The following is a 21712-nucleotide window of genomic DNA, read 5'->3' on the forward strand; positions in this document are numbered from 1 at the left end:
GTGCGTGCTAGCTTCTTCTCATATAGAAATGAAATGAAGGTACCTAAAAAGGTACCTCATCCTCATACTTCTTGTAATATTTTTGTCAGCAAAGGTAAAATGTCAGTTTTCGATACTTCGAACATTTCACCGGTTTTTCTCACTTTTACTTCAACAATTTCTTCACTGGCTTTTTTACCTACGGTTACTCTAACAGGCAAACCAATGAGATCTGAATCTTTAAATTTAACGCCTGGTCGCTCTTTGCGATCATCAAGCAATACATCGTATCGGTTGTTTTTGAAAAGCTTATATAACTCTTCTGCAAGTTGTGTTTGGTTCTCATCTTTTACATTAACAGGTATGACATGAATATGATATGGGGCAATATTGGAAGGCCAAACAAGTCCATTATCATCACTGAATTGCTCGGCAATTGACGATAATGTACGAGAAACACCAATCCCGTAGCAGCCCATAATGTATGTTTGCGATTTACCATTCACATCTAAATAAGTAGCATCCATTGCTTCACTATATGTTTTTCCTAATTTAAAAATATGTCCAACTTCGATACCGCGGGCAAAACGAACCTTACCTTTCCCATCAGGAGAAGGGTCACCCTCTTTCATAAAACGAATACCTTCATAGCTTTCAACAATAAAATCGCGACCAGGCTGTGCATTCGTATAATGGTAACCATCTTCATTTGCTCCACATACTGCGTTCACCATTGTTTTTACTGCATGATCTGCATAGACTTTCATTTTTCCATCGAGACCAATCGGGCCGAGTGAGCCAATCTGACATCCTAACATGCGTTCTATTTCTGTATGCTCCGCAAGCTCGACTGTTTTGGCATTCATCATGTTTTTTACTTTAATATCATTTACTTCGTGATCTCCACGAACCAATATCATGATGTAATCGTCATCCGCTTTAAATACGAGCGTTTTAATACATTTCTCTGCGTCAGTGTCTAAGAATGCTGACACCTCTTCTATCGTTCTTTGCTCAGGTGTTGCTACTTTTACTAATTCTTTTTCAGGAGCGGAGGATTTTTCATAATGATTAGGTGCATCAGCCATTTCAATATTTGCGGCATAATCGGATGCGTCCGAATAAACGATCGTATCCTCACCAATATCTGATAAAACCATAAATTCCTGTGTATCCTTACCACCAATTGCCCCTGAATCAGCTAAAACAGCCCGGAAATCTAGACCGCATCTAGTAAAGATATTCGTATATGCTTTGTACATTTTCTTATATACTTCATCCAGACTCTCAGGTGATGTATGAAAAGAATATGCATCCTTCATAATGAATTCACGGCCGCGGAGTAGACCAAATCTTGGACGCTGTTCGTCACGAAATTTCGTTTGAATTTGATACAATGTGAGCGGCATCCGCTTATATGACTGGACATCATCGTTTACAAGACTTGTAATTACTTCTTCATGTGTTGCACCAAGTGCAAATCCTCTTCCATGCCGATCTTGAAGACGCATCAACTCATCACCGTATGAGTACCATCGTCCCGATTCTTGCCATAATTCCGCTGGTTGTAGGGCTGGCATTAATACCTCAGCTGCACCGGCATTTTCCATTTCTTCTCTAATTATTCTTTCAATATTATCAAGCGTTTTTTTCGCAAGTGGCATATAAGTATATATGCCGCTTGCAACCTGCCTAATGAAACCAGCTCTTAGTAAGAGCTGGTGGCTTTTGATTTCTGCGTATGCCGGAACTTCACGAAGCGTTGGGATTAATGTCATGCTTTGTTTCATTACTACACCTCATCTTTGTCTATAAAGTGAAACTGTATCGGAGTGAACCAAGGAACCTGGTACGTACAGCTATCTCATACCTGCTTTTTGTTTCCATTCTTAGTTCTAGCTTTACGACCCGTTCAACCTTGATAAATAAGTATTATCGTATAAAAAATTGTTGTATGTCATTCCAGGTCACAACGATCATTAATATCATTAAAAGTGCGAAACCGATAAAATGAACAATACCTTCTTTATGCCTATCAATCGGCTTGCCACGCAATGCTTCTACCCCGAAAAACAATAGCCTTCCTCCGTCTAGCGCTGGTATTGGAAGGAGATTCATTATACCTAGGTTTATACTTAGTAATCCTGTCCATTTCATTAAATAAAGAATACCTGCTTGCGCTACAACTTCAGTTGATTTATATATACCCACTGGACCTGACAACATATCAATTGAAAATTGACCTGTTACAAGCTTTCCTAAAAGCTTAAATATTTCTATCGTCCAGTGATATGTTTCTTTAAAACCGCTCGAAGCAACTTTCAGAAAAGACTTATCCATCGGTGCATGAACACCAATTAAACCGAATTCTTCTTCTTCCGCTTTCTGTTTTATCGGAGTGACTGCGATATCGATTGTTTGTCCATGACGATCAACTGTAAATACAAGCTCTTCTTGCGGGTGTGCCCTTACAATTTTAGTAATGTCTTCAAAATTCGAGACCTCAGCTCCATCAATACTAAGAACAGCATCTTTTTGTTTCAAACCTGCTTGTTCAGCTGCACCATCAGGAGAAATGACCCCAAGAATAGGCTCCGTAATTGGCACCCCTTGAATTCCAGCAATAATGGTAAAAACAACTATCGCCAAAATAAAATTCATCATTGGTCCAGCAAAGATTGTCATCGCTCTAGCACTTAATTTCTTAGATGCAAATTGACGATCCCAAGGCGCAATTTGCGTTTCAACTTGGTCCTCTATAATTACAGCCTCACGAGAAATTGCGAATGTTTGTAGTCGTTCATCTTCGCCTTCTTCATAGCCTTTAATAATTAAATCATGTTCCAAATCAGCCGTTTCTACTTCCAGATTCCTAGCATTCGGATATCGATCTTTACCATTAATAATGATCTTTTGCACTTCTTCCTCTTCATTTAACAGAAGTGCCACACGATATCCAGCTTTTATTTCAGCCATCTCAGGATCTTCCCCGGCCATTCTAACAAATCCGCCAACTGGCAGTAATCGAATCGTATACGTCGTTTCCTTTTTGGAGTACGAAAAAATCTTTGGTCCGAACCCAATCGCGAATTCCCTTACAAGTATCCCAGATCGCTTTGCAAAAACAAAGTGCCCTAATTCATGAAAAAATACAAGCGCTCCGAAAATTATAATAAAGGATATCACCGTGTTCAAATAAATTACCACCTTTTTTTACAAGAGTGAGTTTACATATTTTCTTGTTTCTAAATCAACCTGATGAATAATCGTAATATCTGGATTATTTATATTGCTATGCCATTCAAGAGCTTTTTCTATAAGCTCTTCTATTGTAATAAATCTAATTTTCCCAGCAAGAAATGCAGCTACGGCCGCTTCATTTGCAGCGTTCAAAACGGTAGGCATTGTGCCACCGGCAATACCCGCGTCATAAGCATATTTCATACAGCGAAATCTTTCTGTATCCATCTCCGCAAAATGCAGTGTACCCATTTGTGCGAGATTCAATGGGGTAGAATTGTGAAGTGGCAGTCTATCAGGATATGTAAGCGCATATTGAATCGGTCCCCTCATATCTGGGCTACCCAACTGTGCTATTACACTGTTGTCATGAAATTCAACCATTGAATGGATAATGCTTTCACGATGTAATAAAACATCAATTTGCTCATAGGGAAGATCAAATAACCAGTGCGCCTCTATAACTTCAAGCCCTTTGTTCATCATTGTAGCAGAATCAATTGTAATTTTGGAGCCCATCGACCAATTAGGATGGTTTAATGCCTGTTCGAGTGTGACAAATTGCAGCTCATTACGAGACAGGTCACGAAAACTACCTCCAGAAGCTGTAATGATTAATCGCTGAATATTGGCTGGTTTCTCCCCTTGTAAACATTGAAATATCGCTGAATGCTCACTATCAACCGGCAATATCGCCACATTATTTTTTTTTGCCGCTTCCATCACAATATGCCCAGCTGTTACCAAGGTTTCTTTATTAGCTAATGCTATCGTCTTCTTAGCTTCAATCGCCTGTAATGTAGGATATAGACCAACACTTCCAATTACTGCATTTAAAAGCACATCTGCTTTTTTGTAAACAGCCACTTCTACAAGTCCTTCTTGTCCATATACAAATTGTATCGATGAAAATTCCAATTTTAAGGAATCACAATCATTTTTATCTTGTACAGAAACCAATTCAGGTTGAAATTCCACAATGATTTTTCTAGCAAAATTGATATTTTTTCCGACAGACATAGCAGTTAATTTAAATTGTTGCGGATGATTTCTAATCACGTCAAGCGTCTGTGTGCCAATAGAACCAGTAGCACCGAGCAAGCTAATATACTTCAAATTCTCCACTCCTTACTAAACCAATTATTCAATTTATGACATAGAGAAGCTGAAAGAGTGGCAATACAAATAACCAACTATCACATCTATCGAGAATTCCACCATGTCCAGGCATTAAATTACCCGAATCCTTCACTCCATAATGTCGCTTCAACGCTGACTCTGCAAGATCACCTATTTGTCCAAAAATAGACAAGATGATCGTAATAATCATTAATTTTAAAAACGGAATGTCAATAGTAGTAAATATGGAAAAAAGTACTGCTACTGCAAGCGCAGAAACTATCCCACCAATAAACCCTTCTACTGTTTTATTAGGGCTAATTTCCGGCCATAGTTTTCGTTTCCCTACCGCCCTACCGATAAAATATGCACCTGAGTCAGTAACCCATACGACTATTAACGCGTACAACAGATACAGTATCCCAGCTTCCCTTGTTACAATAAAGAAATAAAAACCAAGACCAATATACAAGACTGACAAAAGAGAAGTAGCAACATCATCAAATGTAAATTTATTTTTCACGGCTACTGAATATGATAGAAAAAGTAGAACTGCCGCGGTCATTACTTCCATTTTCGTCCAGCCGCCGATACTTATTGTGTCAAAATAATTTTGTGGTAATAATAATACCCAAAGCAATACTAATGAAATTATTCCTTGGCCAGACTTTAATGATAGTTTGCGCATTTTAAAAAGCTCATACAATCCGACCGTCGCCATCGCATAAGCTAGGATTACAAACGCCCAGCCACCCCAAAAAACAATCGGTAAAAAAACAGCGAGGGCTACAACGGCCGTTATTATTCTTTGTTTCATTTTCTTATCTCCTCGTTATGTATTCCACCAAACCTTCTAGATCTACTTTGAAAGGCTTCAACAGCTTCAAGCAAATGTCCTTCTGAAAAATCAGGCCATAATACATCAGTAAACCATAACTCTGTGTATGCTAACTGCCAAAGCATAAAATTACTTAATCGTAATTCTCCGCTTGTTCGAATAAGCAAATCGGGATCTTGGTGCTCCTTCGACATTAGGTAGTTTGAGAAAAGTTCTTCATTTATATCCTGTTCAACAATTTTACCCTTTTTAATATCCTTAGAAATATCTTTGATCGCATCTAATATTTCTGCACGACTTCCATAATTCAAAGCGAAATTTAATGTAAGTCCGGTATTTTCTTTTGTGGTTTCAATTGCGTTTTCCACGGCTTTTATCGTGCTTGATGGAAGCTGGTCCCTATACCCCATCATACACACTTTAACATTTTCCTCATTTAGTTCTGGCAAAAAAGTGCCCAGAAATTCTTCAGGTAGCTTCATAAGAAAATCAACTTCCTGCTTAGGGCGTTTCCAATTTTCTGTAGAAAAAGCATAAAGCGTCAATGTTTTAATTCCGAGATGACTAGCTAGCTTCGTAATTTTTTTTACAACCTTCATTCCCTCATGGTGGCCGGCAATACGTGGTAATGCACGTTTTTTTGCCCAGCGTCCATTACCATCCATAATAATGGCAATATGCTGTGGTAAAGGGTTCTCTAATATCAAAGATATACGATCTTTATCATCCGCTATCGTTCTGGAAGATTTCCAAAACCTCATTTTTTTTAACATGAAAATATCCTCCGTTAGAAATGCTTCCTATTTTGCGTTAAAGCATATCTTAACATATATTATCTATGAAGCGTTATGATTCTTTTCTGCAATTGTATGAAAGAACTATGAATTCTATTATAAAGAAGTTTATTCTATTTGAATAGCATTCCTGTCGAAACAATTATGATTATAACTACTTTTCCTTTGCATATGTACTAAATTATTGGACTCGCTTTGCCGCGGTAATTGTTTACATATATTGAATACATTCTGTTCCGTATTCAAGACGATCAATTAATAGGATTACATATTAATAATACACTATTAATATGGTGGGGGGAAATACATCCAATTGAACATTTTTCCGAATCGGCTATGTATTACTGTTAAAGAAGATCAGACAAGCCATTTGAATGCGAGACATTGCCTTTGAAGGAATTCAACTCTTATAAAGATAAAATATTATATCTCAAAAAAACTTTCCCTTCTGACGAAAGGAAAGTTTCTTAGTAAGATTAAACTTCTAGTATTTCTTCTTCTTTTTCTTTTGTAATCTCGTCTATATTTTTAATATGATCATCTGTTAATTTTTGAATATCTTCCGAAAAACCACGGAGATCATCTTCTGTTATCTCACTTGTCTTCTCAAGCTTTTTCAAATCTTCATTACCATCTCTACGAATGTTACGAATAGCAACTTTTGCATCCTCAGCTTCTTTTCTAACAACTTTCACTAGATCTTTTCTACGTTCTTCGGTTAATTGCGGAATGGAAATTCTGATCAATGAACCATCATTTGTAGGTGTTAGGCCTAGATCCGATCGCAAAATTGACTTTTCGATATCACCAAGAATTGTTTTATCATAAGGTTGAATGATAAGTTGTCTTGCTTCAGGCACTGAGATCGAGGCCATTTGATTAATTGGTGTTTGTGCACCGTAATAATCAACGAAAATCTTATCTAATAGAGCAGCACTAGCTCGACCAGCACGCACGCTTGCAAGCTCTTTGCTATATGCTTGAATTGCTTTTGCCATCTTATCTTTCGTATTGGAAATCACTTTGTTTGGCATTATTCTTTCCCCCTCACTAATGTACCAATCTGCTCTCCCATAACAGCACGCTTCACATTTCCTTTTTCAGTAAATGAAAATACGATTAACGGAATGTCATTATCCATACACAGTGATGATGCAGTAGAATCCATGACTCCCAAACCTTCTTTCAACACATCTAAATAGGAAAGTTGTTCGTATTTTACCGCGTTTTTATCTATTTTAGGATCTGCGGAATAAACTCCATCTACATTATTTTTAGCCATTAAAATTACTTCAGCTTCAATTTCTGCTGCCCTTAGCGCTGCAGTAGTGTCTGTAGAGAAGTATGGATTACCTGTTCCCGCTGCAAAGATAACAACACGTTTCTTTTCCAAATGTCTAATTGCTCTACGACGTATATATGGTTCAGCAACTTGACGCATATCTATGGATGATTGTACACGGGTTTCGACATCCATTTGTTCTAAGCTATCTTGGAGCGCAAGAGAATTCATAACTGTAGCCAGCATACCCATGTAATCTGCTGACGTTCTGTCCATTCCCATTTCACTTCCCACTTTGCCTCGCCAAATATTGCCTCCGCCTACTACAACAGCTACTTCTACGCCAAGTTCTGCTACTTCTTTCACCTGTTTGGCAATCGATTTGATTACGGTCGGATTAATACCGAAGCCGTCCGTACCTGCAAGTGCTTCACCACTTAATTTAAGTACCACTCTTTTGTAAGTTGGATTGGCCATATAAACCTCCAATATTATCTGTATGTATTTTCTATAAAATAGGGAACACATGATGTGTCCCCTATTTTATTTTACAATTATTTTTTTACTTGGTTCATAACTTCTTCTGCAAAGTTTTCTTGACGTTTTTCAATTCCTTCTCCTACTTCATAGCGAGTAAACTCAACCACTTCCGCACCAAGGGATTCCGCAAATTGACGTACTTTTTGATCTGGATTTTTAACGAAAGCTTGGTCAAGAAGACAGATTTCTTCGAAGAATTTACCAAGACGGCCTTCAACCATTTTAGCTACAATTTTCTCTGGTTTTCCTTCATTCAAAGCTTGTTGAGTCAAGACTTGGCGCTCACGCTCAGCTTCCTCAGCAGAAACTTGGTCTCTATTAATGTATTTAGGATTAATTGCAGCAATATGCATAGCAATATCTTTAGCAGCATCTGCATTTGTTGAACCTTCAAGTACAGTTAGCACTGAAATACGTCCACCCATATGCAAATATTCACCAAATGCACCATTATCGGATTTTGTTTTCACTTCAAAACGACGAAGTGTAAGCTTTTCACCAATTTTTGCAATCGCAGCATTTACGTATTCATCTACTGTTTGGCCATTGCTCATCTTTTGTTCAAGCGCCGCTTCAACAGAAGCTGGTTTGTTTGCTAATAAATGCTCAGCTAGTTCTTTTACTAAAGCTTGGAAGTTTTCGTTTTTAGCAACGAAATCTGTTTCTGCATTTACTTCAAGAATAACTGCATCATTACCTTTACTTAAAATGAAAGTTATTCCTTCAGCAGCAATGCGATCAGCTTTCTTCGCAGCCGATGCAATACCTTTTTCACGTAAAAAGTCAATCGCTGCTTCCATATTACCATCTGTTTCAGTAAGCGCCTTTTTACAATCCATCATACCTGCGCCAGTTTTTTCACGAAGTTCTTTAACCATTTGTGCAGTAATAGCCATTATAATAGTCCTCCCTATACATACATATGATACTTAATTATTTGTTTGAAAAAAGGTGATAAGTGTTAACCACTCTCATCACCTTTCTACATTACAATTACGCGTTAGCAGTTTCAGCTGCTGCTTCTTCTTCAGCTTCTTCATTTTGTTTTGATTCTAATAATGCATCAGCCATTTTAGAAGTTAGTAATTTAACAGCTCTAATTGCGTCATCATTAGCTGGAATTACATAATCAATTTCGTCTGGATCACAGTTTGTATCTACAATACCAACAATTGGAATATGCAATTTCCGAGCTTCCGCTACTGCAATACGCTCTTTGCGTGGGTCAATAATAAACATTGCATCTGGAAGTCTCTTCATTTCCTTAATACCACCTAAGAATTTTACAAGGCGTTCGTACTCTTTATTAAGCATAACGACTTCTTTCTTAGGAAGCACCTCAAATGTACCGTCTTCTTCCATTTTTTCGATAGCTTTTAAACGTTCAATTCTCTTTTGAATTGTTTCAAAGTTTGTTAAAGTACCACCTAACCAACGGTGATTTACGTAGTAATGACCAGCGCGCTCTGCTTCATCTTTCACAGAATCATGAGCTTGTTTTTTAGTTCCAACGAATAAAACTTTACCGTTGTTTTCACCAATTTCTCTCATGAAGTTATACGCTTCTTCTACCTTTTTAACTGTTTTTTGTAGGTCGATAATATAAATACCGTTACGTTCCGTAAAAATATACTTCTTCATTTTCGGATTCCAACGACGTGTTTGGTGTCCAAAATGTACACCTGCTTCAAGCAATTGTTTCATTGAAATTACTGACATTATGAATTCCTCCTAGGTTTTTTTATCCTCCGCTCTAGTCTTTTTTCGTACAAACTGTTATTACAACAGCACCTTGTAACGAAATCGTAGAACGTGTGTATTAACACCATTATTCAATATATCATAAAAAAAAGACGCAATCAAGTAATTATCGTGATTTTCGTCGAAACTTGAGCATCAATTCAATTTCTGTCTTACCTTTATTTAAAGCTTTGGCTATTTCATCTACCGTTAACCCTTGCTGCTCTAGATTTACCACCTGTTCATCAAAGCTCATCTCTTTAATAGTCTCTTCAATAGTCTTTTCAATAGTCTTTTCTACATATTCTGCAGACTTTATGTCTTTACCATCGTTTTTAGCTTTTCTAGTATTTTGGTCATATGACTGAAAAGCCAATAATCTAGAATAGGAATCGGAACTAATAGGCTGGTCTTGATTAATAGTGTCTTGATCAGTTTCATCCTTAAATACATGAATATCTTTAGGTGAAACCGATGAATTAGATTGCTCTTTATAAGCATTTATGATCGTAAGAAACTGATCATTTTCTTGTTTTAGTTCCATCAGAAAGTCTGAAAATAACTCAGTAAATTCCTCATGATTTTTACGCCGATTATCTTCCATCTCCATTAGCCGATTTTGCCGAAGATATAGAAGGATAACAGCAAATATAGTTAGGCCATTGAACAAAAATAAAATAAAGATTAACGTTCCTGTCAAGTTTATCCCTACCCACTGTAATCAATACTATTCCCTTTATAAGGGTGATCTTCTTTTATAGACACTTCATTCTTACTATTTTGATGATGCGGGTCACCTAATGATTCACTTGCTTCATTAGATGTGTCTTCTTTTAATCTACTTTTCTCTTTCTGTTCCATTTTATTCACAGAATGTCTATTATGCTTAACCTTGTCTTCCATTTCCTTTGAGACCTGATCAAAAGCTACTTGTCCCCTTTGCTGAAGCTGCTCAGTTATTTTCCCTGCATCATATGATCTAGGCAGAGCTACTTGTAACTCAACCAGCTTGAAACTCATATTACCTCTCCCATACCAGAGATTTTTATAAGTACAGACTTTAATTTAAGAAGCGCCTTTGAATGGATTTGAGAAATTCTCGAGGTCGATAATTGAATGATTTCTCCGATTTCAGTAAAAGTTAACTCTTCTTTGTAAAACAAACTAATAACTAATTGCTCATTTTTATTTAGTGTCTTTATCACTTCACCCAAATCTTTGATCCACTCATTTTTAACTAAATGATCTTCTGGATTAGGAGTGAATTCATCTTTAATCACATGTGTTTGTTTTTCATTTTCATCAAGATCATTCAATTGTTCATCCATCGATAACACATGCGCAAAAAAGTATTCATTCATTGTCTGACTGACATCACTTTCTGTATAACCACTTTCTTCTGCGATTTCAGCAGGCGAAGCATAGCGCAATAATTTCTGTTCTAACCGTTCGGAAGCTGCTTCAATTTTCTTAACCTTTTCCCTCATACTTCTAGGAAGCCAGTCTTCCTTTCTAAGACCATCGATAATTGCTCCTCTTATCCTAAAAGAAGCGTATGTTTCAAATTTCAGATCACGAGTGATATCAAATTTATTTAAAGCATCCAATAACCCCATTAAACCTAGACTTTTCAACTCGTCTCTACTGATGTTTTTAGGAATACCGACGGCAATTCTTTGAACATGATATGTTACAAGCGGCATGTATTTTTCCACTAAGATATTCCCTGCATCAGCATCCCGGGAGCAGCTCCACCGCTCCCAATATTGTTGCTCAATTATCGGTGGTGAGTTTGACATCCTATCTCCTCCTCACAGTTACATAGACTCCCGGCATTCACCGAGTCAGATGGTACAAGGTTTTCTTGTGCCACTTTTTCATGTCTCCTCCTACTTTTAATAGGGGGATAGTTCACTTTTTATTAGTAGAATTACCCATTCTGTATTTAAGGAGATAAATAATCTACTCAATGTGTCCGCCTGCCACCGTTGATTTCAGTTCCAGGCGGACGCGTTCCGGGGGGGCGTGCGGTGAGCCCCCAGGAGTCGCCGCCTGGAACTCCAATCAACTGAGATATTCTTTTGCTCATGGTAAGGTGACTGATCATACCCCGTTCTCAAATCTCTTCCTTTTCATACGATTTACGTGAGAGGCTTAAGATCGTTATTAATACAAAGAAATTTTGTTGCTATTTTTGTCGAAAATACTCGTTTTTTCAAAAACATCACAATAATCGCCGGTGAAGGGATTTCTTTACTAACTGTGATTGAGGTGCTGAATTTGAAACCTGCAGTCGTTCCACATGAAGATTATCAAAACTTCGTTTTGGACCAATTAAGAGAGCATCACTTTGGGAATGTGCTCACCATTGTAAATAATGATTGGCCTATTATTTACAAGTTGTGGATCACGGACCTATCATACTTACGTCGTGGCTACGTAGCTCTTATTCGAATAGAGGGCCTGAGCTCTAGATCCGGCTTCCATGATGCGCTCCTACCTTCTGCTTCTCTTGGCTAAACACCAACCCTTAGTATTACTGAATGGGTGAATGAATTACACCGGGTGCCTTTCTATGCCATCATGATTGGCTTTGAATCTAAAGATGTCCCCGGTATTGGGACTTTTTATGATTTTTTTCACCGTCTATGGGGAAGCGAAGACGCCAAAAATGGAAACTCATTTATAACCGACGGACATCTGTAGAATGTTCAAACACACGCGAAAAGATTGACTATCACTTGGAATCTGGCCGACATCGGTCCACAAAAATGTGGATAAGGACTTATGCCATCATGATGTGCCAACACATTGACGCTTGCTATGCTCATCAAAAAGATGAACTATCGTTTCTTAACGGTCATATTTTCTCTTCAATGGCTAAATCCTTTACAAGGGATTGTCGCTTTTAAAACAAAATCTGTTGAAGGTTAATTAGAGCGAAAGTGCGAGACTCCTGGTCGGCTAAAGATTGCCACGTCCTGTGGCCAACACCGACACTAGGACGTCCTGTCCGTCGCGGGATCAGCGGGACAGGTGAGATTCCACAGGCGGTTACGCCGAGGAGGCTCACCGCCCGCGGAAAGCGAGCAACTGTAGCGGAAATCAATCACGCACTACCTTGGTAAAGCAACAATGTTTTCAAAAAAGCCTTTTGAAAACATTTTGAAACCTAATACCAAATATTCAATAAAGCTTAATTCCCAGTAGGTTTTTGGAAATTCGGCAGATTTACGCCTCGAAATTCCGAGAGTCTATTTACAAGCATCCTATAAACACTGATTCAGATTATTAATTCACCTTGAAAAACGGTATTTATTTGTAATGTAAATGTGTCCGGATTAAATTCAATTGTTCTGCCACTATTGCCTCCGGTATCTTTACTAACAAGTTGGATATTAAGTTTCTCTAATTCTTTTATTACAGCCTCCACATTACGCGGGCCAACTCTCATTTGCTGGTTTTGAGTTGAAAATTGGAACATTTGGGCGCCACCGGAAATTTTAGCTTTCAGATTAGACCTACATGCTCCATGTATAATTAGCTCTTTTGTAAGAGCCTGAATCGCAGTGTCAGCAAATTTAGCAATATTTAATTGCTCTTGATCTCTTGCCATAGATGAATCAGGCAGCATAATATGAGCCATTCCTGCCATTTTTTTATTGGGATCATATATAATCACACCAACACACGAGCCGAGACCTAGCGTTCTAATTTTATCTGGAGCATGTACAATTTTCATATCGGCAATACCAACTCTTATAACAGTCTCAATCATCCTTCCCGACTCCTAATGTGTTAAATATGATTGAAAAAGAATCAGGGTCCGGAAGGAAGAAAAAATGTCCTTTAACACTATCATGATCACCATTTTCGTCTAAAGCTGTATCGATTACGATCGCATAATCCTCTGATTGCGATAACTCTATAAGTCCGTAACTAATAATAGCACCAGCCATATCGATACTTATAGATGGTACAGATGGCAATAGATCGAGTCCTGTAAAATCGGCTAAAGAAGATAAATAGGAACCCGTTAAAATATTTCCTAATTCTTGCATTGCTGAGAGACCAAGTTCTGAATAAGGCGGATTTGCAAACGATATAGATGACTCTCCAGTCATTTTTTGCACATACTTACTAGCTTGATCAAGTGGTAGTAAAAAAAACATACTGCCAGCAGCTTCACCTTCTACACGTAAAAAAACAGCAACTACGATTGCATCATGACCTCCAGCGAGTTCGAGCATTTCATCAAACGTGATAATTCTAACAGTCGGCACATTCATATCAATTTTTTTACCGACCAAAGTGGAAAGGGCTGTTGATGCATTGCCAGCCCCTATATTACCGATTTCTTTCAATACATCGATTTGCAAAGATGTAATATTTTTTTCAATCCCCATTCGTCACATTCCCACCGCTTATAGGCTTGAGTATATTTTCTAAATTAAGCATAATCAAAAGCCGTTTTTCGAGCTTTGCAACGCCACTAATAAATTCTGCTTCCACCGCACCAATTACTTCCGGTTGCGGTTCAATCGCATCAACAGGGATATCTAAAACATCATTTGCCGAATCGACAATTAATCCAACTTCTACATCTTGATACGAGACGATAATGATCCTCGTATTATCTGTATACTCCGTATGTCCAAGGCCGAAACGTTTTTTTAAGTCAATAATCGGAATGATGACACCTCGTAAATTAATAACTCCTTTAATAAAGGCTGCTACTTTAGGAATTCTTGTAATATAATTCATCTTTTCAATAGCGGTTACTTGTTCAACAGAGAGGGCATATTCATTACCATTCAACTTAAAAACAATTACTTTTTGTTCGGAAGCTATAGCTAATTCATTCATTACTAATCACCCACCTTTATAACTATTTAATTAGTGCATTACAGTCAATAATTAAAGCTACTTGACCGTCTCCTAATATTGTTGCACCCGAAATGGCAAATACTGTATTTAAATAATTACCTAAGGATTTCAACACAATTTCTTGCTGACCAATAAAGGATTTGACAATCAAACCTGCCATTTTCTCACCTTTTCTTACAATTACAATAGAAATAAATTCATCCTCTTCTTCGTCTACCATTTCCATCTCGAATATTTCAGATAAAGCTACCAGTGGGACGACTTTACCTCTAAAGTCAATTACTTTTTGATTGTGAGCAGTCAATATTTCGGACTTGCGAATGATTGCTGTTTCAATAATCGATGATAAAGGAATCGCATATTTTTCATTGCTAACTTCAACAAGCATTGCCGATATAATAGATAGAGTTAAAGGCAATTGAATAGAAAACTTCGAACCTTTTCCTTCTTTTGAATCAATAGCAATAACTCCTCCAAGTGATTCGATCGTCGATTTTACGACATCTAATCCTACCCCACGCCCTGATACATCTGTAATTGAATCAGCTGTTGAAAAGCCCGATGCCATGATTAATTCATACGCTTCTCGATCTGTCAGGTTTGTCGCTTCATTTTCAGAAATGATTCCTTTGGAAACTGCAATATCAATTACTTTTTGACGGTTTATCCCACCGCCATCGTCTTCTATTTCAATGAAAACATGGTTACCACTATGGAATGCCTGCAATTTTATTACTCCGGTGGCTGGTTTACCATTTGCTTTACGTACTTCCCGACTTTCAATCCCATGATCAATTGCATTTCTTAGCAAATGAACGATAGGATCACCTATTTCATCAATAACAGTCCGATCTAATTCTGTTTCTGCGCCAATAATATCTAAGTCTAATTGCTTATCTAAATCTTTCGCTAGTTGTCTGACCATTCGAGGGAAACGATTAAACACAGTTTCAACTGGAACCATTCTCATATTTAATATAATGTTTTGTAAATCGCCAGAGACTCTAATCATTCTTTCAACTGTCTCTTCAAGTTCTGGGTTTTGAATTTCTTGAGATATTTGTTCTAAACGACCTCTATCTATTACTAGCTCTTCGAATAAATTCATAAGTATATCTAGACGGTCAATATTCACTCTAATTGTTTTACCGCCGGCTTTTCCATTTTTTCTTTCTATTGGCGTTTTATCAACTACGCTTCGTTCTTCATTTATTTGAGGTTCCGTAGAATCATTACTTTGGAGTTTCTCCTTCTGATGCTTTTTCTTCATTGGAATTCTAGATAAATTTACAACATTCGCTTCGATTGATTCGACCTCAGAAACCTTCATTAACTTACTTTTCACTTCCTGTGAAGACTCTTTTGTAATTATGGTAACGGTAAATTTAGAATCAAATTGCTCGTCTTCTAATTGTTCCACACTCGGAACAGACTTTATCACTTCACCGCATTTTTCCAATAGTTCAAATACCATAAATACGCGAGCTGTTTTTAATAAACAATCAGCACGTAATGAAACCGTAAATTCATAGCATTGGAACCCTTGCTCATGTGATTGTTCGATAACTGTTCTTTCAAACTCATCATATTCATTCATTATTAATTCCATTTCAGTTGAAGCAGCAATTTCAACCCTAGCATTTTTTATTTTGGGCTCATTACCTTTTTCGATTTGCTGCAATTGGTCAATAACAACCTTTACATCGCGATGTCCATCGCCACCAGAGGCGATGGATTCAACCATTGCTTCTAAATCATCTACAGCAAGAAACATAATATCAAATACTTGTGAAGTTATCTGTATTTTTTCATTACGAATACCATCAAACACATTTTCTAAAATATGTGTTAAATTTGCTAAATCAGTATAGCCCATCGTAGCTGACATGCCCTTTAATGTATGTGCCGCTCTAAATATTTCACTTACAATCGTTAAGTCACTTGGATTACTTTCTAAATTCAAAAGTTGATTATTAAGTGCTTGCAAATGCTCTTTACTTTCATCAATAAAAATTTCTAAATACTGATTTACATCCATTTGCCCACGTCCTTTATTTTGATCTTTCCTTAGAATTTAAGACTCCTACCCCTAAACGAACCCTGGGCGGGACACTTATCGCCCCTTCATATATTTCAAAATATTCGAAGCGATATCCTCTATTTTTAATACTTCATCCACACCACCAGTGCCGATTGCAGCCTTTGGCATACCATATACAATACAAGTTTGTTCTGATTCGGCGATCGCTATGGTCATTCCACTCTTTTTTAATCGCAGTAAACCCGAAGAACCATCTGCTCCCATACCTGTCATAATCACAGCAATTTTCGCATATTTTTCTACGAAACTAAGTGAGTTAAACATCACATCAACTGACGGACGATGTCCATTTACTGGTGGGTCCCCAGTTATTTTGACAATTAAATCTTCTCTGATCGGATGGATGGTCATATGATGTCCGCCAGGTGCAATATATGCTGTACCTTTCTTTAAACGTTCACCGTCTTCCGCTTCCTTCACTTCAATATTGCAAATACTATTTAAGCGTTTCGCCAAAGAATATGTAAATGAAGGTGGCATATGTTGAACAATTACAATCGGAGCATTAATTGATTTGGGAAGCTGCGATAAAACGGTCTGTAAGGCTCTAGGACCTCCGGTTGATGTCCCGATACAAATTATCTTCTTATCAGTCTCTATATGAAGAGGCAGTTGTTCAGACAGCTTTATCTCGGGAATTGCATAACGTACAGCTAATTTTTTTTGTACATATTCATCGTCTTGGCCTACTTCCCTTAATAAGATAGGTCCATCTTCAGATAGAATGAATTGGATAAGTTTATTTTTAAAAGCTTCCATTGATTTTATATCTATTAACTCATATCTCTTGAAAAAGCTAACTTCTGTTTTTATGTCAAAGGTACCTGCGCTTAGATTGTTCTGTTCCTGTTCCTTTGAAAGAATGATGATTATTTTTCCGTGATACTTTTGTTGAATCTTATCCATGTCTGTATTTACTTCAGTGAATTCACGATCTAAATCAATGATCACGAAATCAGATGCTAATCTAATCATTTTATTTATTCCAGTTTCATTAAATCTTGCCGCACCCAAGAGGTCGACTTCTGTACTATTCTCAAACAGTTTCCCATACAAAACTCTCGTAACAGCGGAATCACTCATTAAAAAGAAAGTCGGATGCTTCACAACCGTCCCTCCTTATTAAAAAAGCGACGAAGCTTATTTACAAATGAAAATTGATTGGTAGCGTAATGACTGTCTCCTTCAATATATATATCGACCATTCTTTTTAGTTTGAGAGATATATCTGCTTTTGGATATTTCTTAGTAAATACGGTTTGACTAATCACCGCTTTTCTAACATGCTTATCTTCCGGTAACACACCTAGCAATTCCACATCTTTCTGCAGAAATTTTTGCACCGTTTTCTGAAGCCTATACAATGTTTCCGTTCCTTGTACGGAAGTTTCTGCACGATTACAAATCAACAAAAATCTGCTTTCAGATTGTGCAGAACAAATAAACTTCATCATCGAATAGGCATCAGTAATAGCCGTCGGCTCGGGCGTGCACACAACAAAAATATCATCTGCTGAAAGCAAAATATTTAACGCTGTTGTCGTTGCTCCAGCAGCCATATCAAAAATAATATAATCATAGTCCGCTTGGAGTACACTTAAAGCATCTAAAAGTCGGTCGAGCATACGATTATCCATCTCTACTACCTCATTTAAGCCATTGCCCGCCGAAATATAAGCAATACCATCTTGGGTTTTCTGGATAATAGAACTTATTGGTATATCATCTTGTAAAAAAGCGGAAATATTTGAATGAGAAACACTCCCAAGAAGAATATTGACATTTCCCATGCCGATATCAAAATCAAAAAGCAATACGCGATAACCCTTATCCACTAAAGTGAGTGCTAGATTAGTAGAAATATTCGTCTTTCCTACTCCACCCTTACCACTTACAATAGCAATTGTTCTAGCGAAATTCTCCGATTTTTTTTGCATTTTTATTCGCAACATCTCCGCCTGGTCTTTCATACTTTTTCATCCCCAAGTAGATAGTTCGCAATTATTTTAGGACTAGCAGTTACTATATCATCAGGAACACCTTGTCCAGTCGTAATGTACGCGACACCACTTTCATATTTTTTAATCAAATTATACATCGCACCATAGGATTGAGTTTCGTCTAATTTTGTGAAGATAAAGTGATCAAAGCTTAACTGTTGGAAGTTTTCTACAATCTGAGATATATCCTTTTCCCTCATTGAGATGGACAATACCAAATACGTCGCCATTTCCACTTCTCCGAACAACTTCATTAACTCATCAATAAATGTTAATTCACGATAATTCCGACCAGCTGTATCTATTAACACTAAATCAAAATCTACAAATTTATTTATCGCAGTTGGAAAATCTGCTTGATTATACACTACTTCTATTGGAATATTTAAAAGCTGGGCATATGTTTTCAACTGGTCTATAGCCGCAATTCTATACGTATCCAAAGTAATAAATGCAACTTTCTTATCCTGTTCAAGTGCTGCTTCTGCCGCTAGTTTAGCAATGGTAGTTGTTTTCCCTACACCCGTCGGACCTACAAGGTTAATATACTTTTTTGTAAAATTAATTCCCGTAAAATTAAATGGCGTCAACTGATCGCATATAATTGATTTACACCATACAATCACATCTTGATGACTAGGAGTTTCGGAGGCACTTCGCCATTTCTCTAAAAGCATATCCCCAAATTCGGTTATATGTTTTTCTGCTAGCTCTGTTTCTTGCAATATTTGTAAGCATGTTTGAATTTGTTCCGGGTAATTATTTATATTAAAAGTTCGGTATCGAGCAGATGTTAATTCATTTCTTAATTCTGCTATTTCAGCAACAATATCCATAGCCGCGGTACTGTCACCTTTAGTATGAACAACTGGTTCCTTCTCTTTTAGAAGCGACTTTGTTCGCTCATTATCAAGCGCTTTTCTTTTCTTTACTTTCGTTTTTTGCATCGGTTGAATCGGCTGTTCATCAAGTGCTGCAATTACTTCAATTTTTTTCTTACGAAACATCCCTAAAAAACCACCATGATAAACAACTTTTGAATTTAGAATAACTGCATTATCACCTAGCTCAGTCTTGATTTTCTTCATTGCATCAGCCATAGACGGAGCGATAATTTTTTTTATATTCATTAGATGTTCACCACCCCAGTACTTTGAACTTCCACATTTGCTTCCAATTCGTTATAAGATAAAACCGGTACATGTGGAAAATACCTTTCCGTCATTTGCCTTACATACATACGCACAGCTGGTGAACAAAGCAAAATAGGTGATTGTTGGATGAGCGATAATTCCTCTATTTGACCCGCAATTGCTTCTAGAATACTTTGAGAATCTGTTGGATCCAATGACAAATAGTTCCCATGCTCTGTTTGTTGAATACTATCAGCGATTATCTTCTCAATTTTCCCTGAGATTGTAATCACTTTTAAAGTCGTTCCATCTTCTGCATACTGGGTTGTTATCTGCCTCGCAAGTGATTGACGAGCATATTCTGCTAACAAATCCGTATCTGTACTCATCCTTCCATAATCAGCAAGTGTTTCAAAAATGATTGGCAAATTTCTTATCGATACGTTTTCCTTTAATAACTTCGCTAATACCTTTTGCACTTCCCCTACAGATAGTGGATTAGGAGTGACTTCTTCGACAAGAATCGGATAGGATTCCTGGATATGATCAATTAATTGTTTTGTTTCTTGACGTCCTAAAAGTTCATATGCATTTGTTTTTAGTAATTCTGTAATATGTGTAGATACAACAGATGATGGGTCGACAACAGTATAGCCCATTATTTCTGCTTGTTCTTTCACTTCTTCTGCAATCCATTTTGCTGGTAAACCGAAGGAAGGCTCAACCGTATCAATACCTTCAATTGTATCCTCTCCTCCAGGACTCATCGCTAAATAATGATCGAGGAGAAGTTCGCTTCGTGCCATTTCATTTCCTTTGATTTTCAGGCGATATTCATTAGGTTCTAATTGAATATTATCTCTTATCCTCACAACGGGAATAACCATCCCTAACTCCAAGGCGAGCTGTCTTCTGATCATGACGATTCTATCTAAAAGATCTCCTCCTTGGTTTACATCTGCTAGCGGTATAAGCCCATATCCAAACTCAAATTCGATCGCATCCACATTTAATAAATTGATGACACTATCGGGACTTTTCATTTCATCAGCTTCTGTCTCTTCCAACGATTGGATTAAATCGTCGTCTACAACAGCCGGGGCTCGTGAAAGTACCCAACCGCCAACTGCTAAGGCTCCAGCTATAGGAATAGTGATAATATCATTAATTGGAGTAGTTAACCCCAATAAAAAAACAGTTGTTGCTGCAATATATAGCATGGGAGTAGAAGAGAACAGCTGGCCAACAATGTCTGAGCCAAGATTACCTTCTGATGCGGCACGAGTAACAACAATTCCGGTTGCTGTCGAAATCAGTAAGGCCGGTATTTGACTTACAATACCATCCCCAACAGTTAGCATTGAGAATTTAACTGCAGCTTCAGCAATTGGCAATCCTTGCTGCACCATTCCAATAATAATACCGAATAGCAAGTTTATTAATACAATAATAATACCTGCAATGGCATCTCCTTTAACAAATTTACTCGCACCATCCATTGCTCCGTAAAAGTCCGATTCCCGAGATACTTTTTCTCTTCTTCCTCTGGCTTCGTGTTCTGAAATGACGCCTGCATTTAAATCTGCATCGATACTCATTTGCTTCCCTGGCATTGCATCAAGCGTGAAACGAGCCGCTACTTCAGAAACACGTTCAGCACCTTTTGTGATGACAATAAATTGAATAACAATTAAGATAAAAAATACAACTAGTCCAACTAACACATTTCCACCGACAACAAAGGTACCGAAGGTTTCAACGACTCCCCCTGCATCACCTTTGGAGAGTATGGATCTAGTTGTCGATACATTCAAACCGAGTCTAAATAATGTTAATAACAATAATAATGAAGGGAATATAGAAAACTGCAGTGGTTCTTGCATATTCATTGAAGTTAGTAGAACAAGTAGTGCAAGTGAAATATTCGTTATGATTAACAAACTTAATAACCATGTAGGAAATGGTATAACTAACATGGCTACAATTAAAATAACACTTGATAATACTACAATATCTTTAAGTTTCATAACGTTCTCTCCTTGCCTTACTTTCAATCCAT

General features: G+C 37.3%; 20 protein-coding genes. All 20 read right to left on the bottom strand.

The genetic code is table 11. The features are described 5' to 3' along the window. Nucleotides 1–62 precede the first annotated feature (62 nt). The 20 genes from MHB53_RS05675 to flhA all read right to left on the bottom strand — a co-directional run bounded on the left by MHB53_RS05675 (nucleotide 63) and on the right by flhA (nucleotide 21680). Nucleotides 63–1769 carry a proline--tRNA ligase gene (locus tag MHB53_RS05675; RefSeq protein WP_340916202.1) on the bottom strand — a complete coding sequence of 569 codons (1707 nt, stop codon included), beginning with the start codon at nucleotides 1767–1769 and terminating at the stop codon, nucleotides 63–65. A gap of 142 nt (nucleotides 1770–1911) precedes the next feature. Beyond that, nucleotides 1912–3174 (bottom strand): RIP metalloprotease RseP, encoded by a 1263-nt coding sequence (gene rseP / locus MHB53_RS05680; RefSeq protein WP_340916203.1) that lies wholly within the window; start codon nucleotides 3172–3174, stop codon nucleotides 1912–1914. Nucleotides 3175–3192: 18 nt separating this feature from the next. After that, nucleotides 3193–4335, bottom strand: coding sequence for a 1-deoxy-D-xylulose-5-phosphate reductoisomerase (gene dxr / locus MHB53_RS05685; RefSeq protein WP_340916204.1), 1143 nt, complete (start codon nucleotides 4333–4335; stop codon nucleotides 3193–3195). 28 nt (nucleotides 4336–4363) lie between these two features. Then, nucleotides 4364–5155, bottom strand: coding sequence for a phosphatidate cytidylyltransferase (locus MHB53_RS05690; protein WP_340916205.1), 792 nt, complete (start codon nucleotides 5153–5155; stop codon nucleotides 4364–4366). Next, on the bottom strand, nucleotides 5152–5949 hold the full coding sequence (locus MHB53_RS05695) for an isoprenyl transferase (RefSeq protein ID WP_340916206.1): 798 nt from the start codon (nucleotides 5947–5949) through the stop codon (nucleotides 5152–5154). The genes MHB53_RS05690 and MHB53_RS05695 overlap by 4 nt, the downstream gene beginning before the upstream one ends. A 497-nt stretch (nucleotides 5950–6446) precedes the next feature. Next, complete coding sequence (gene frr / locus MHB53_RS05700; protein WP_340916207.1) at nucleotides 6447–7004, bottom strand: ribosome recycling factor; 558 nt, start codon at nucleotides 7002–7004, stop codon at nucleotides 6447–6449. Then, nucleotides 7004–7729: a UMP kinase gene (gene pyrH, locus MHB53_RS05705; RefSeq protein ID WP_340916208.1), complete on the bottom strand. Its 726-nt coding sequence runs from the start codon at nucleotides 7727–7729 to the stop codon at nucleotides 7004–7006. The genes frr and pyrH overlap by 1 nt, the downstream gene beginning before the upstream one ends. Nucleotides 7730–7806: 77 nt before the next feature. Next, entirely contained in the window at nucleotides 7807–8688 is an 882-nt protein-coding gene (gene tsf / locus MHB53_RS05710) for a translation elongation factor Ts (RefSeq protein WP_340916210.1), read from the bottom strand. Between the two features lie 97 nt (nucleotides 8689–8785). Continuing rightward, nucleotides 8786–9511, bottom strand: coding sequence for a 30S ribosomal protein S2 (gene rpsB, locus MHB53_RS05715; protein ID WP_340916212.1), 726 nt, complete (start codon nucleotides 9509–9511; stop codon nucleotides 8786–8788). 148 nt (nucleotides 9512–9659) lie between these two features. After that, nucleotides 9660–10232: a hypothetical protein gene (locus tag MHB53_RS05720; protein ID WP_340916213.1), complete on the bottom strand. Its 573-nt coding sequence runs from the start codon at nucleotides 10230–10232 to the stop codon at nucleotides 9660–9662. Between the two features lie 8 nt (nucleotides 10233–10240). Further along, nucleotides 10241–10552 (bottom strand): hypothetical protein, encoded by a 312-nt coding sequence (locus MHB53_RS05725; RefSeq protein WP_340916214.1) that lies wholly within the window; start codon nucleotides 10550–10552, stop codon nucleotides 10241–10243. Next, the gene (locus MHB53_RS05730; protein WP_340916215.1) at nucleotides 10549–11331 is read right to left on the bottom strand and encodes a FliA/WhiG family RNA polymerase sigma factor; all 783 of its coding nucleotides are present in this window, start codon (nucleotides 11329–11331) and stop codon (nucleotides 10549–10551) included. Before MHB53_RS05730 ends, MHB53_RS05725 begins: the two co-directional genes overlap by 4 nt. A 1484-nt stretch (nucleotides 11332–12815) precedes the next feature. Next, entirely contained in the window at nucleotides 12816–13310 is a 495-nt protein-coding gene (locus MHB53_RS05735) for a chemotaxis protein CheD (RefSeq protein ID WP_340916216.1), read from the bottom strand. Further along, a complete protein-coding gene (locus tag MHB53_RS05740) occupies nucleotides 13303–13938 on the bottom strand; it encodes a chemotaxis protein CheC (protein ID WP_340916217.1) in 636 nt (211 codons plus the stop codon). The genes MHB53_RS05735 and MHB53_RS05740 overlap by 8 nt, the downstream gene beginning before the upstream one ends. Continuing rightward, nucleotides 13928–14398: a chemotaxis protein CheW gene (locus MHB53_RS05745; RefSeq protein WP_340916218.1), complete on the bottom strand. Its 471-nt coding sequence runs from the start codon at nucleotides 14396–14398 to the stop codon at nucleotides 13928–13930. Before MHB53_RS05745 ends, MHB53_RS05740 begins: the two co-directional genes overlap by 11 nt. Nucleotides 14399–14420: 22 nt before the next feature. After that, nucleotides 14421–16457 (bottom strand): chemotaxis protein CheA, encoded by a 2037-nt coding sequence (locus MHB53_RS05750; protein WP_340916219.1) that lies wholly within the window; start codon nucleotides 16455–16457, stop codon nucleotides 14421–14423. 75 nt (nucleotides 16458–16532) lie between these two features. Next, a complete protein-coding gene (locus MHB53_RS05755; RefSeq protein WP_340916220.1) occupies nucleotides 16533–17627 on the bottom strand; it encodes a CheB methylesterase domain-containing protein in 1095 nt (364 codons plus the stop codon). Beyond that, nucleotides 17624–18490 carry a MinD/ParA family protein gene (locus tag MHB53_RS05760; protein WP_340916221.1) on the bottom strand — a complete coding sequence of 289 codons (867 nt, stop codon included), beginning with the start codon at nucleotides 18488–18490 and terminating at the stop codon, nucleotides 17624–17626. The genes MHB53_RS05755 and MHB53_RS05760 overlap by 4 nt, the downstream gene beginning before the upstream one ends. Then, nucleotides 18487–19650 (bottom strand): flagellar biosynthesis protein FlhF, encoded by a 1164-nt coding sequence (gene flhF, locus MHB53_RS05765; RefSeq protein WP_340916222.1) that lies wholly within the window; start codon nucleotides 19648–19650, stop codon nucleotides 18487–18489. The genes MHB53_RS05760 and flhF overlap by 4 nt, the downstream gene beginning before the upstream one ends. After that, the gene (flhA, locus tag MHB53_RS05770) at nucleotides 19650–21680 is read right to left on the bottom strand and encodes a flagellar biosynthesis protein FlhA (RefSeq protein WP_340916224.1); all 2031 of its coding nucleotides are present in this window, start codon (nucleotides 21678–21680) and stop codon (nucleotides 19650–19652) included. The genes flhF and flhA overlap by 1 nt, the downstream gene beginning before the upstream one ends. Between the last annotated feature and the right edge of the window lie 32 nt (nucleotides 21681–21712).

It is taken from the genome of Bacillus sp. FSL K6-3431 (genome assembly GCF_038002605.1).
Taxonomy (GTDB): Bacteria; Bacillota; Bacilli; order Bacillales; family Bacillaceae_C; genus Lederbergia.